This is a genomic window from Azonexus sp. (assembly GCF_049652925.1).
GTDB lineage: Bacteria > Pseudomonadota > Gammaproteobacteria > Burkholderiales > Rhodocyclaceae > Azonexus.
Window position 1 is genome coordinate 112,425 of the sequence record NZ_JBASFI010000021.1, and the last position, 12,702, is coordinate 125,126.

Genomic DNA, 12,702 nt, shown 5'->3' on the forward strand with positions numbered 1-12,702 from the left:
CATGATCGGCAAGCCGGGCCGGGGTTTCACGCTGATCGAACTGGTCATCACCGTCGCCATCGTCGGCATTCTGGCGATGACGGCGATGCCGATGATCGAGATGACGGCCAAGCGGCAGAAGGAAGTCGAGTTGCGGGCCGCCTTGCGGGAAATTCGCGGTGGCCTGGACGCCTATCGACGGGCCGTCGACGAGGGCAAGCTGGAGAAAAAGGTCGACGAAAGCGGCTATCCACGTCGTCTCGAAGACCTGGCCAAAGGCGTCGAAAACGTGCAGGACCCGAACAAGGCCAAATTGTATTTTCTGCGCCGCCTGCCGCGCGACCCGTTTGCCGATGATCCGGCACTGCCGGCGGAATTGACCTGGGGCAAGCGCAGCTATGCCAGCCCGCCCGATGCGCCGGTTGAAGGCGCCGATGTTTTTGACGTCTATTCGCTGGCCAAGGGCGTTGGCCTCAATGGCACGCCGTACCGGGAGTGGTGAGGCATGAATTCCCGTAAAAAAGGCTTCACGCTGATCGAACTGCTCGTCGTCATGTCGGTGATCGCCACGCTGCTCACCATCGCCGTGCCACGCTATTTCCAGCATCTCGACCGGGCCAAGGAAGCCTCACTGCGCGAGTCGCTGGCAGTCATGCGCGATGCTGTCGACAAATATCGCGGTGACACCGGGCGCTACCCGGAAACGATTGAAGAGCTGGTCACCAAGCGCTACCTGCGCAAGGTGCCGCCCGACCCGATCACCGAAAGCACCGAAACCTGGGTCATCGTGCCGCCGCCGGACGAGCCGGGCCAGCGCAAAGTCTGGGATATCCGCAGTGGGGCTGAAGGGCAGGGCCTGAACGGCAGCGATTATTCGACATGGTGATCTGCCACGGTCAACCGGAGTTTTTGGCCAAAAATGAAATCGGTCGTCAGGCTGGCTTTACCTTCCTCGGCGTGATGTTTGCCGTCGCCATCGCCGGCATTGCGCTGGCCGGGACCGGCGCACTGTGGCAAATGGAAAGCCGGCGCGAGAAGGAAAAGGAGCTGCTGTTCATCGGCGAGGAATACCGTCGCGCCATCGGCAGCTATTACGGCAAATCGCCCGGCGCCGTAAAACAGTTCCCGAACAAGCTCGAAGACCTGCTGCAGGACAAGCGCTACCCCAACCCGACCCACCACCTGCGCCGCCTCTATCGCGATCCGATGACGGCCGATGGCGAGTGGGAGCTGATCAGGCAGGAAGGCCGCATCATGGGCGTCGCCAGCCGCTCCTCGGACAAGCCGATCAAGGTGGCGGGATTTGCCGCCGATCAGGGTGATTTCGAGGGCGCCGCGAGTTATACCGAATGGCGATTCATCAGTAGCGGCGGGGGGCAGCAAGCGAACGCCAATCCCGAGGCACAAGCGGGGGGCGCTCTGTCATCGCCGGAACGCTAGCCACCCGTGGTGCCGTCTCCGGAATGCAACATTGCTTCGCTAAAGTAGCCGGCATTTCATTCTGATGCTGCGGTCATCGCAGACCAAGGTCGATTCATGAGCAAGGGAATAACCCGCCAATCCGCACCCGGCGCCGGGCGCTCGGCAATGCCGGGCAATCTGCAATTCATTCTCGATCAGGGCATTTCCCTGCTGCAACAGGGGCAACTGGCCCCGGCCGAGGTGTACTTCCGGCAGGTGTTGACGGCCGTGCCGCAACATCTCGATGCGCTGCAGTTTCTTGGCGTCATCGAATACCAGAAAGGGCGCTTCGCGGCCGCGGCTGAACTACTGCAAAGTGCCATTGATCTGGCGCCCGACGCCCCGGGTTTGCACTGCAACCTGGGCCTGGCGCAGCAGGAACTCGGCCACCCTGAACAGGCATTGGCCAGCTACGACCGGGCGCTGGCCCTGATGCCGAAATTCGTCGAAGCGCTGAACAATCGGGGCAATGTCCTGCGCCAACTGGGGCGGCTCGCCGAATCAGCCGCCAGCTACCGGCGCGCCCTGACCTCGCGGCCGGATTTCATCGAAGCGCTCTTCAACCTCGGCATTACCCAGATCGCCCAAGGCCAGGCCGACCAGGCTGTGACTCCGCTGGCGCGCTGCCTGCGGCTAGCACCGGGGCATCTCGGCGCCTGGGGTCAGTACGGCGTCGCCCTCATGGTGTTGAACAAACATGCCGATGCCCTGAACTGCTTCGAGCGTATCCTTGAGCACACGGCCAACGATGCCGAGGCGCATTACTGGCGCGGCAACGCGCTGCTCGCGCTGGGGCGCCCAGACGAAGCGCTGCTGGCCTACGGCAATGCGGCGCATCTTCGCCCCGATATTCCTGAAGTCCACTACAACATTGGCAATGTGCTGCTCGATCAGGGCCGGGTGGAAGAGGGCATAGCCGCCTTCGACCAGGCGCAGGCTCGCCGGCCGGCTTTCCCCGAGGCACTCTACAACCGCGGTGGCGCCGAACAGGACCTCGGGCGCTACGACGATGCCGCGGCCACCTACGAGCACCTGCTGACCTTGGTGCCGGACCATCGCTACGCCCTCGGCCGGCTTTTCCATTGCCGGCAATTCGTCACCAACTGGCGGCGCCACGCCGAACAGCGCAACGCCTTGGTGGCCAGCGCCGACGGCGTCGTCCGCGACATGCCTTTCCCTTTCCTTGCCGTGAGCGACGATCCGGCGCTGCAACTGCGCTGCGCCCAAGCCTACACCGCTGCCAAGTATCCGCCAGCTGCCACCCCGCTGTGCAGCGGCCAGCCCTACGCTCACCAGCGGATTCGTCTCGCCTACGTCTCGGCCGACTTTTGCGAGCATGCCTTGAGCTACCTGCTGGCCGGCGTCTTCGAGGCGCACGACCGGGGCCGCTTCGAAGTCTGGGGCATTTCGCTGAAGCCAGGCGACGGCAGCGCCATGGCCACTCGGGTAGCTGCCGCCTTCGAGCATTTTATCGACGCCTCGGCCCTGAACGACAACGAAGTCGCCCGCCTGCTGCGCGACCTGGAAATCGATATCGCCATCGACCTCACCGGCCACACCCAGGATGCCCGCACCGCCATCTTCGCGGCCCGGCCGGCACCAGTGCAGGTCAATTACCTCGGCTTCCCCGGCAGCATGGGCGCGGCCTACATCGACTACATCATCGCCGACGACTTCGTCATCCCTGAGGTGGCGCGCCCTCACTACGCCGAGCAGGTCGTTTATTTGCCCGAGTGCTTCCAGGGCAACGACGACCGGCGCGTCATCGATGCTCAGCCGCAAACGCGCGCTTTCCACGGTCTACCGGAAAAAGCCTTCGTTTTTTGTGCCTTCAACAACACCTACAAACTGACGCCGGAATTCTTCGATATCTGGATGCGCCTGCTCGCCGCCGTGCCGGACAGCGTGCTCTGGCTGGCCAGCGCCGACGCCAGCGTGCAGCGTAATCTGCGCGCCGAGGCCGAACGGCGGGGCGTCGCGCCCGAACGCCTGGTCTTCTCGCCGCGCATCCGCTATGCCGAGCACCTCGCCCGCCTGCAACTGGCTGACCTCTTTCTCGACACCTTGCCCTTCAACGCCGGCACCACGGCCAGCGACGCCCTGTGGGCCGGCGTCCCGGTCCTCACCTGCGCCGGCCGCGCCTTCTCCGCGCGCATGGCCGGCAGCCTGCTGCGCGCCCTCGGCCTGCCCGAGTTGATCACCGGCAGCTTGGCTGCCTACGAGGCGCGGGCGCTCGAACTCGCAGTAAATCCGTCTGTCCTGAGCGAGCTCCGGTCGCGCTTGGCCAGCAACCGGACGACCCATCCGCTGTTCGACACCCGGCGCTTTACGCGCCACCTCGAACAGGCCTACCTGGCCATGCAGCAACGCGCCGAGGCCGGGCTGCCACCGGATCATCTGGTTATCGCTGCCGAGCCATCGCCAGCCTGATGCCTGGCCGGATTTCCGGGGATGGAGTCAATGCCGTCAAGGCGCGCCTGATCGTGAAGCAATCCGGCTCCTGAGCGGCCTTCGTGGCCTGGTCGACCAGGCCGGCTGTGCCGCCGGTGAATCGGTCTTCAGCCTGACAGCTGGGCGTGCAAGTTGGCTACCGGCAAGTGACGGATGGACCTCAGCATGCGCAATTGTCCGGCACGCATGTTGGCGGGTACGTCATCGCGATGTTCAAACTCGGCCATGACTTTGTCTGCGGCGGCGATGATGCCGTCTACCAGTCGGGAGATTTCACGATTGGCGGTTTTCTCGGGAAGTTTTAGTGCTTCGGCAAATTGAAATAGATGCTCTCGCCGGATATTCCGGAAGCTTGTCGCATCACCGATGGGGAAAGATAGCTCGATGTCTGGCCAGGTTGGCCCTTGATTGACTAGTTCCGGTCGTGCCCAGGATGCCGTGCTCAGAAGATCATAGTGGGGCGCCAGGGAATAGCCTTCGTGCCCGGCATGCAGGGATATATTCTTGAGATGCGCATCGTGGTTGCCGATGAGGACATTGAACAGCGCCCATCGGAATAGGGCGATCCGGGTGGGTGCCTTGGCACGGCAGATATTTACAACATCATTGAGTGCCTTGGCGCCCGACATTGTGTATTTTGAGCCAGCCGACAGCGAGAGGAGCTGAGCAGCGTCCAGAGCATGACGGCGGACCAGGGTGCCGTTGACCCAGGCTCGATCGAACCGCTCGACAAGATAGATGCATGAAGGCAGGTAGCGTAATTCGACAGGCGGGACATTGAGCTTCAGTTCTTGCGCAACTCGGGCGCAGAACCACTCATTCACTGCGCTGGCTGGGTAATACTCGCTCAGCGCATCGGGTTTCAGGATGTGTGTTGAGATCTGCGAGCCGACCGGGTCGAAAATCTCACCGCCTTCGTTGACGACGACTGGCAACTTTTCCTGGGCGCCGGCCAGCGACATTTTCTTGGGTGCATCCGATCCTAGCGGAACATGGGGCATGGCAAGGATTCGAGCCTGCAATTGCTCATCGGTCAGCCGATTGAGACCAGGTTCTGCCAGGGAGTCACCGGGTTTGAGTAGCGTCAAGGCCCCGGCGGACTCGCTGCCAAACCGTTCGAGCAGACGCCAGGCATCCCATTCGCCCTTTTCGAGTGAGGCAACCAGCCGCGTGCGCGCCATCTCTTCCGGGAGAAGATTGTCAAAAAACCACTGAACCGGACGCTCGGTCCCAGTATCCACAATTTCTGCAGCTTGCAGCGGCAAACGAGGGGCAATGGGATATCCGCTTGCCTGCCAGGTGGTGTCATATTGAAACGACCAAATGCCGGTGTTTTCGCAGAGACGACCGATGCGCTCGGCTTCGATATAAACGTCAAGTTCCCGACTCATGGACGGACTCGCGTGCGCCGTGGTCTGGATTGCTCATCAGGCAACGTGATCTGGCCGACACCGGGGGGAAGGGAAACCTGCAAATCCAATCCCAGTTCATCCAGCAGGGTAAAGAGCATTTTGATGGCGGCAGTCGGATTGCCTTGCTCGAGACGGCGCAACGTAACCGGTGACGTGCCGACCATCGCCGCCAGGTCTTCAGCTGGAATCCGAAGGGCTGTTCGTGTCTCGCGCAAAACGGCGCCAAGTGCGCCGGGTGACTTGAGGGCTAGCATTGGTGTACTCCGTATCGATCAATTTCTGACGATTGTACTGCGCATATGGGTTGATTTAAAGTTATCGAAAGTTTTCTTACTTTAAGTGTGGTTGTGACCAGTTGTTTTTTCTATCGTTTAAATTTTAACGATAATAGAAGGTCATCAAAACAAGAGTCGGACCCTCGACGACATTTGTCGACTCAATGTCTTGGCAGTTGTCACCGTTCTGCAACAACAGGGTAACCAAGAGAGGCTAGATTCAGGCGCTTAGCAAAAATTTACCAGTGAACTGTCATGCGCCTCGCCAAATCCGTCGTTCCCATCGTACTTTTCACGGCTGTTGCCTCGGCACAGGCATTCGAGGAGGGGCCGGCGGTGCCCGAACGGCTGGCACCGGTGTCGGCCAAGGTCCGCCAGCGGGCTTTGCCCGAAGACTTTTCGGCGGTCGGAAAGGCTGCGTGGGAAGACAGCCGGCCGGTGGTGGCATCATCGACGCGCGACCTGCTTGCCGCCGTCAAGGCCAGCCAGTTCGATGCCGTCAAGACCTTGCTCAATGACGGCGCGCTGGCCAACGGCGCCGATGAACTCGGCGAGCGGCCGCTGCTCGTAGCCATCGTTGGCGAACATGCCGAAATCGCCCGCCTGCTCATCCAGCGCGGGGCCAGCCCCAACGTCAAGGGTCCGGAAGGGCGGACTCCGCTGGCCATGGCCTCGGCTGCCGGTAATCCCGGCCTCGTGCGTATCCTGCTGCTGGCCGGTGCCGACATCGACGCGCGCAGCGACAATCGCGCCACGGCCCTGCATGAGGCCGTCCGCTTTGATCACCCGGAAATTGTCCGCCTGCTGCTCACCGCCAGCCCCGACCCCGAGCGTTACGACCGCGAGGGCCTGCATCCGCTGGCGCTGGCTGCGGCGCTCGGCCGGCTCAACTGCCTGCTGACTTTGCTCGACAGCCAGATAGCGCCCGATCAGCCCGACCGCAAGGGCCTCACCGCGCTGTACTGGGCGCGGCGTTACGACCAGGCGCTGGCCGAAAGCCTGCTCGTCGAGCGCGGCGCCAGCCGCGAAGCCTGGCCCATCAACCTTGACTGATCACCCGCTCATGGACGCGCTGGTTACCCTCACGGCAGTCGATCTTGAGCGTTTGCTGATTACCATCGAATCCTCGCAACAAGTGCATCTGCGCCACCAGTATTTCCTTTGGTCGCAGGGCGTGCTGCAAAGCTTTCTGCCGCATGAGGCGCTGATCATCGGTCATGGCGAATACGGAACGCCGGCCTTTCGCTACGAAGTGCTCGGGCGTACCCAACTGGCCGGCGACCGGATGCCGGGCAGCGATTTCGACAAACTGGTCGGGCTGGCGCTCGATAGCTGGCAGCATGGCGGCTACGTCCCGAAAGCCTTTGGCGGTGACCGTAACGGAAGCGGCATTTGCCCGGTTGGTCAGCTGCTCAAGCGCTTCTCCATCGGCCACGCCATGGCCCACGGCACCCGCGAGTTCACCGGTGACACCTCCGGTTTCTTCGTCTTTCTCAACATGCCGGAAGCGCCCGGCCGGCGCCATGTGTACTTCGCGCAAATGCTCATGCCCTACCTGCACACCACGCTGCACCGCATGCTGACGCAGGAAAAAAACGCGCCCGAACTGCCGGTCCGCTTCAACACCCGGCTCAGCGGCCGCGAGGCCCAGGTCATCTCGCTGGTGCGCGACGGCATGACCAACCAGCAGATCGCCGGCACGCTCGAACTCAGTCCGCTGACCGTCAAGAATCATATCCAGAACATCCTGCGCAAGCTCGAAGTCTCGAATCGCGCCCAGGCCGTCGCCAAGGCCGTCAAGGCCCGGCTGATCAGCGATCAGCCGGGGACTTAACGGCAATCCCACGGTCAACCGGAAATTTTGGCCAAAATTGAAATTCACCATGACGCCAGACCTCCACCTTTTCCAGATCTATTACGACGACGCGACCCGGGCAGCCATCGATCCCGATTTCCAGCCGCTCGACAATTCGCGCAACGAGCGCCCGGACTGGTTCGAGTACTGGCCGATCCACAACAACCTGCAGCGCCAGCCGCTCGACGACGACAGCTATTACGGCTTCTTCTCCCCCAAGTTCCGCGACAAGACCTGGCTAACCGGCGCCAAGGTTCGCGCCTTCATCGCGGCGCAGCCGGGGGCGGACGTCTACACTTTCTCGCCGACACCCGACGAAGCCTGCTTCTACGCCAACGTCTTCGAACAGGGGCAAAGCGCCCATCCCGGACTGGTCGAGGTCGCCCAGGCCTTCTTTGACGACATCAAGCTCGGCGTCGATCTGCGTCGCGTTGTCATGGACGTGCGGACCAGCGTCTACGCCAACTACTTCGTCGCCCGCGGCAGCTTCTGGCGGCGCTGGTATGCCATCTTCGAGCGCTGCCACGCCCATGCCGAAAACCCTGCCTCTCCGCTGCACGAAAGGCTTTGCGCCGTCACCCGCTACCGCACGCCGGTGCAGATGAAGATATTCCTGATGGAAAGAGTGGTATCGACTCTGCTCGCCACCACGCCCGGCCTCAAGGTCGTTAACTACCCCCCGTTCGAGATGCCGCTCAGCGAAGAAAGCTGGCTGCCTTACTTCGACAACCTGGTGGCCATGGATGCCAGCAAGCTCGCCTTTCTGCACACCGGCAACGAGATTTACATGACGGCCTTTCGCAACACGCAAAAGGCCGTGTGGAGCACCCTGCAGCGCAAGTTCGCTCAGGGAAAATAGGCGCGCTGCCCGACGGCGAGGGCTGTGGCGGGGGCTGTGCTCTGCGGCGTCCTGCCGAATGGACGGAAACCCCCAGCCAGCCCCGAATGCCGCCAATGTTTCAGATTATGACAACGAGCCCTACCCGGGCTGAGCCAATCGGACTAGTTCCCTAGTCCGATTGGCGGGTCAAAAAGCCCTGCCGGCGCCGTATCTGGAGTCATCTTGCCCTCCTAAAGTGGCTGTATCAGCAAGGTTCTGCCCCGGGTGAAAAACTGCTTCCCACGGTCCGTGAGCGTGGGCTCCCGGCTGGCAGTGACCAAGCTGGTCGTTCTTTGCCTTCATCCGCTTCGCTCTGGAGCACAGTCAATTTTTTCAAAAGGGGTTTTCAATGAAGTTTTCTCTCAAGACTCTCGCTGCTGCCGTCGTCATGGCTGCCGCTGCTACCGGCGCTCAGGCCGATATCATTACTGGCGCTGCCGGCAATGGCGAACTGTTCTTCAACATTTGGGATGCCAACGGCTCCTACACCCGTGGCCTGAATGTCCAGATCAACACCTTTGAAACCGGTTTGGCTGCAACTGGTAACGTTGACATGATGTGGGCCTCTGACAACCTGCTGAACAACTGGTTGGCCACTGCCGATGTTTCGACGCTGAAGTGGAACGTTGTCGCCAACGACACCCAGTCTGCCAACCGCCTGCTGACCACCTACACCTCTCCTGAGATGGCTGCTACCGTGCAAAATGATGTGATTCGTACGGCTGGTTCGAACGTTACTTCGTTCCTTAACACCGTCAATCCGATCATGGCCAATACGGCTGGTGCTTCGATGACTGCTGCCGTTGGTACCCCTGGGTATGCTGGCGTTTCCACTTTTGGCGAAAAAATCAACAATAAACTGAATTTCAGCAGCGCCGGCACTCTGGCCAATGACAGCTTCTCCAGCGGCCTCGGCTTCATGCGTATCGATGCATTGGTTGGCGGTTCCGCCAAGTCGGTTTACAACGAATACCTGGACGGTAGCACCGCTGTCAACGTCTGGCTCGACAGCGCCAATACCCTGCACATCGGTGCCGTGGCTGCCGTGCCGGAACCTTCCGAGTACGCCATGCTGCTCGCCGGCCTTGGCATGATCGGCTTCATGGCTAGCCGCAACAAGCGCGCCTAAACACACCCTGATGCCTGCCGACGCCGTCCTGGCGTCGGTTCTTTTGTCTTTTGGAGAATCCCATGCAAGTCAAGAAAATCGTTTCCCTGTGCGCCGTCGCCTTCACCGCCATGGCTGCTGGCCAGGCCCAAGCCGCCCTGAGCGCTGCCGAGCAGCTCATCGTCAATGACGCTGTCAGCAACGGCCGCGTCCTCTTCATCTCCGGCGCTTCCGCCACCCAGAAGGGCTTTGGCGGCATCATCAACTCGATGTTCACCGGCACCACCATCCGCTTCGCCAACACCACCGCTTCCTCCAAGGACTTCGAAGCCGTCGCCGGCAAGCTGGCCGCCGGTGCTGGCGCCTGGTCCAACCAGAACGTCATCATCATCGACCGCGTCAAGGGCGGTTCGGTCTTTGGCGTCGATCCGGTTGCCCGCGCCACCGCCATCGAGTCGCTCGATGTGACCTCCGCTACCTGCGGCTCGGCCGGTGCCGGTACCTCCGCTTCGCCGTATGTCTGCTCGGCCACCCCGCTGGCCGGCTACATGGTGCCGGACGCCGGCGTTTCCGACGTCGCTCCGAGCCTGTTCCAGTCTCCGTACAACACCGAAGGCGAAACCGCTGCTGACTCCCTGAGTGCAACCGAATTGGCCGAGCTGGTCGCCAACCCGATCTACGCCCTGGCCTTTGGCGTGCCGGTCACCAAGAACGTGCCGATGATCAACCTGAACAAGGCTGCCGTCTCCGCCATCATGACCTACAACGTCGGCACCTGGAACCAGGTCGACGCCTCACTGCCGGCTGACGACATCGTCGTTTGCCGTCGTGTCCCGGGTTCCGGCACCCAGGCTGTCGATAACATGTATTTCGGAAACTATCCCTGCAGCGCCGATAGCAACGTTCCGGCCGATCGCTACGCTTCCGGCGCCTGGGATGACGCTACCCGCAAATTCACCGTTACCGGTGGCACGGGTGGCCTGGTGGTCATCGAGAACTCGACTTCCGGCGACGTCGTCAACTGTCTGGACAAGGCTGTGACCGGCGGTACCTTCGCCGGCAAGGATCGCGATGGCCATGCCGTCGCTGTCGACTTCGGTGCTGGCGGCCACAAGGCCATCGGCGTGCTGTCCATGGACAGCCTGGCGAAGTCCAAGACCACCGGCAACTGGCAGTTCCGTTCGCTCGACGGCGCCGGCACCATCACCTGGGACAACACCGCCAATGCACCGGTTACCTCCGGCACCGGCAAGTTCCCGACCCTGGCCAGCCTGATCGACGGCACCTGGGACCTGCAGGGCTGGATCTCCTTCCAGGTCCCGACCCGCACCACTGGCGCCAAGGCTGATCTGGCTAATGCATTCCTGCTGCAAGCCCAGAACCCGGCCATCCTGGCTTCCATCACCGACCTGAAGAACGTTGCCGCCGCCATCCCGGGTGGTGCGTACTCCGGTGCCCAGGTGCTGCGTGCCCAGTATCTGGGCAACAACCAGTGCGCCCCGCTGAACCGCAACTACTAAGCGCCTGACAGACATTTTCCGCCCTTCGGGGCGGGAATGCTTCTGCCAACGGCCCACGGTTTTCCGTGGGCCGTTTTTTCTTGTGCTGCTGCCGTCGCCTAGTCCGATCGGCTCATGTTTTATGCCCCCTGTTTCACAGGGAGGTAACGTCGCCTGTCGATAATCCTCGGGCTATGCATGTCTACAAAATTCTCCTTTCCGCCGGCCTTTTGGGCGCGGCCTCCCTCGTCCTGGCGGCACCGGCTCCAGGCGCTTTCGATCTGCTTGAGTTTTCGGTTGAGGGTAATACGGTGCTCGACGAAGTCGAGATCGAGCGCGCCGTCTATCCTTCTCTCGGCCCTGGCAAGCTGGTCGCCGATGTCGAAAAAGCCCGTGCCGCGCTTGAGGCGGCTTATCAGCAGCAGGGCTACTTGTCGGTTTCCGTCGTCGTTCCCGAGCAGTCGGTGGCGAGCGGCGTTATCCGCCTGCAGGTCATCGAGGGTCAGGTCGAGCGCCTGAAGGTCAGCGGCAATCAATACACCTCGCGCAGCGATCTGCGCGCCGAGGTGCCGGAAGTGGCGCCGGGCAAGGTGCCGCATTTCCCGACCATGCAGGCCGAGCTGGCGCAGGCCGGCCGTTTGGCCGACCGCCGGGTGACGCCGCTGCTGCGCCCCGGTGCGCGCCCTGGCACGATGGAGGTCGAACTGGCCGTCGAGGACGAATTGCCCTTGCACGGTAACGTCGAGCTGAACAACCGGCAGAGTCCGGATACCTCGCTGACGCGTCTGGAGGCCGGGGTGCGCTACACCAACCTGTTCCAGAAGCAGCATAGCGCCGGGCTGAATTATGTGGTTTCGCCGGAAAAGCCGGACGAGGTCAGTGTGCTGGCTGGTTTTTATAGCGCCCCCTTGAGTGCGACGCGCTCGCTGTCGGCCTTTATCCAGCATTCGAACAGCAATATCGCCTCGGCGGTGGGCAGCAATGTGGTGGGCAAGGGCACGACGCTCGGTGCACGGATGTCGTTTACGTTGCCGCAGCCGGCCGGCATTGCCAATTTCTTCCATTCGCTGTCGCTGGGTCTTGATTTCAAGGATCTGGCCGAAACCCAGAATGCGCTGGGCGCTGACCGCAAGGAAACGCCGTTGCGCTACATGCCGTTGGTGGCGCAATACACCTTCAGCCGTTTTGGCGAAACCGGCGAGTTCGCCGGCAATCTCGGGCTGGTGGTCAACACAGGTTACGGCTCGCGCGATGTGGATTGCCAGGGCGTGCAGATGGAGCAGTTTGCCTGCCGCCGGGCCTATGCCCGCCCCGGATTTTCGGTGGTGCGCGGCGACCTGAGTTATTCGAAGCGCCTGCTCGGCTGGGAAGGGCTGGCCAAGCTCGATTTCCAGATTGCCGGGCAGCCGCTGGTATCGCCGGAGCAGATTCTGGCCGGTGGCATGGATACCGTGCGCGGATATTACGAGGGTGAAGCCGCCGGTGATGTCGGCTGGCGTTTGCGCACCGAGGTCAAGACGCCGACCTTGTTTGAAATTGGTGGGGCAGGCTTGCGTCTGCTTGGTTTTGTCGAGGGCGCGCAGGTCTGGCTGAACAGCCCGTTGCCCGGGCAAACCGATGAATTCACGCTGGCCAGCGCCGGCATCGGCCTGCGTTTGAAGGGTAGCAAGGGCGGGCCGCTCGTCGTTGTCGATATTGGCCAGGCACTCAAGGATGGTCCGCGAACCACGTCCGGAACGCAGCGCGTGCATGCGCGCCTGGGTTACGAGTTTTAGACCGGGC

Annotated in this window: 12 protein-coding genes; 10 read left to right on the forward strand and 2 right to left on the reverse strand. The window is 62.0% G+C overall.

Translation table 11 applies throughout. The annotated features are described in order from the left end of the window. The first annotated feature begins 1 nt into the window (after position 1). The 4 genes from WBK19_RS10115 to WBK19_RS10130 all read left to right on the forward strand — a co-directional run bounded on the left by WBK19_RS10115 (position 2) and on the right by WBK19_RS10130 (position 3,870). Positions 2 to 481: a type II secretion system protein gene (locus WBK19_RS10115; RefSeq protein WP_226495639.1), complete on the forward strand. Its 480-nt coding sequence runs from the start codon at positions 2 to 4 to the stop codon at positions 479 to 481. 3 nt (positions 482 to 484) lie between these two features. Beyond that, entirely contained in the window at positions 485 to 865 is a 381-nt protein-coding gene (locus WBK19_RS10120; protein WP_511289328.1) for a type II secretion system protein, read from the forward strand. A 23-nt stretch (positions 866 to 888) separates the two neighbouring features. Then, positions 889 to 1,419 (forward strand): type II secretion system protein, encoded by a 531-nt coding sequence (locus WBK19_RS10125; RefSeq protein ID WP_511289330.1) that lies wholly within the window; start codon positions 889 to 891, stop codon positions 1,417 to 1,419. 96 nt (positions 1,420 to 1,515) lie between these two features. Further along, on the forward strand, positions 1,516 to 3,870 hold the full coding sequence (locus tag WBK19_RS10130; RefSeq protein ID WP_511289332.1) for a tetratricopeptide repeat protein: 2,355 nt from the start codon (positions 1,516 to 1,518) through the stop codon (positions 3,868 to 3,870). A 128-nt stretch (positions 3,871 to 3,998) separates the two neighbouring features. Here WBK19_RS10130 and WBK19_RS10135 read toward each other — a convergent pair whose 3' ends face one another. Both WBK19_RS10135 and WBK19_RS10140 read right to left on the reverse strand, forming a co-directional pair. After that, positions 3,999 to 5,282: a HipA domain-containing protein gene (locus WBK19_RS10135; protein WP_511289334.1), complete on the reverse strand. Its 1,284-nt coding sequence runs from the start codon at positions 5,280 to 5,282 to the stop codon at positions 3,999 to 4,001. Further along, positions 5,279 to 5,557, reverse strand: coding sequence for a helix-turn-helix domain-containing protein (locus WBK19_RS10140; RefSeq protein WP_511289336.1), 279 nt, complete (start codon positions 5,555 to 5,557; stop codon positions 5,279 to 5,281). Before WBK19_RS10140 ends, WBK19_RS10135 begins: the two co-directional genes overlap by 4 nt. A 276-nt stretch (positions 5,558 to 5,833) precedes the next feature. On the opposite strand from WBK19_RS10140, the gene WBK19_RS10145 reads away from it, so the two are divergent. The 6 genes from WBK19_RS10145 to WBK19_RS10170 all read left to right on the forward strand — a co-directional run bounded on the left by WBK19_RS10145 (position 5,834) and on the right by WBK19_RS10170 (position 12,695). Continuing rightward, on the forward strand, positions 5,834 to 6,631 hold the full coding sequence (locus WBK19_RS10145; RefSeq protein WP_511289338.1) for an ankyrin repeat domain-containing protein: 798 nt from the start codon (positions 5,834 to 5,836) through the stop codon (positions 6,629 to 6,631). Then, the gene (gene epsA, locus WBK19_RS10150) at positions 6,624 to 7,412 is read left to right on the forward strand and encodes an XrtB/PEP-CTERM-associated transcriptional regulator EpsA (RefSeq protein WP_511289340.1); all 789 of its coding nucleotides are present in this window, start codon (positions 6,624 to 6,626) and stop codon (positions 7,410 to 7,412) included. The genes WBK19_RS10145 and epsA overlap by 8 nt, the downstream gene beginning before the upstream one ends. 49 nt (positions 7,413 to 7,461) lie before the next feature. Continuing rightward, positions 7,462 to 8,292: a hypothetical protein gene (locus WBK19_RS10155; RefSeq protein ID WP_511289342.1), complete on the forward strand. Its 831-nt coding sequence runs from the start codon at positions 7,462 to 7,464 to the stop codon at positions 8,290 to 8,292. A 370-nt stretch (positions 8,293 to 8,662) separates the two neighbouring features. Next, positions 8,663 to 9,442 carry a PEP-CTERM sorting domain-containing protein gene (locus WBK19_RS10160; protein ID WP_511289344.1) on the forward strand — a complete coding sequence of 260 codons (780 nt, stop codon included), beginning with the start codon at positions 8,663 to 8,665 and terminating at the stop codon, positions 9,440 to 9,442. Between the two features lie 62 nt (positions 9,443 to 9,504). Then, on the forward strand, positions 9,505 to 10,941 hold the full coding sequence (locus WBK19_RS10165; protein ID WP_511289346.1) for a hypothetical protein: 1,437 nt from the start codon (positions 9,505 to 9,507) through the stop codon (positions 10,939 to 10,941). A gap of 173 nt (positions 10,942 to 11,114) precedes the next feature. After that, a complete protein-coding gene (locus tag WBK19_RS10170) occupies positions 11,115 to 12,695 on the forward strand; it encodes a ShlB/FhaC/HecB family hemolysin secretion/activation protein (RefSeq protein WP_511289348.1) in 1,581 nt (526 codons plus the stop codon). Positions 12,696 to 12,702 lie beyond the last annotated feature (7 nt).

Bases quoted from the DNA above. Each gene is read 5' to 3' on its own strand.
- WBK19_RS10115 (WP_226495639.1), top strand. From the start codon at position 2: ATGATCGGCAAGCCGGGCCGGGGTTTCACGCTGATCGAACTGGTCATC.
- WBK19_RS10120 (WP_511289328.1), top strand. From the start codon at position 485: ATGAATTCCCGTAAAAAAGGCTTCACGCTGATCGAACTGCTCGTCGTC.
- WBK19_RS10130 (WP_511289332.1), top strand. From the start codon at position 1,516: ATGAGCAAGGGAATAACCCGCCAATCCGCACCCGGCGCCGGGCGCTCG.
- WBK19_RS10135 (WP_511289334.1), bottom strand. From the start codon at position 5,282: ATGAGTCGGGAACTTGACGTTTATATCGAAGCCGAGCGCATCGGTCGT.
- WBK19_RS10140 (WP_511289336.1), bottom strand. From the start codon at position 5,557: ATGCTAGCCCTCAAGTCACCCGGCGCACTTGGCGCCGTTTTGCGCGAG.
- WBK19_RS10145 (WP_511289338.1), top strand. From the start codon at position 5,834: ATGCGCCTCGCCAAATCCGTCGTTCCCATCGTACTTTTCACGGCTGTT.
- WBK19_RS10155 (WP_511289342.1), top strand. From the start codon at position 7,462: ATGACGCCAGACCTCCACCTTTTCCAGATCTATTACGACGACGCGACC.
- WBK19_RS10160 (WP_511289344.1), top strand. From the start codon at position 8,663: ATGAAGTTTTCTCTCAAGACTCTCGCTGCTGCCGTCGTCATGGCTGCC.
- WBK19_RS10165 (WP_511289346.1), top strand. From the start codon at position 9,505: ATGCAAGTCAAGAAAATCGTTTCCCTGTGCGCCGTCGCCTTCACCGCC.
- WBK19_RS10170 (WP_511289348.1), top strand. From the start codon at position 11,115: ATGCATGTCTACAAAATTCTCCTTTCCGCCGGCCTTTTGGGCGCGGCC.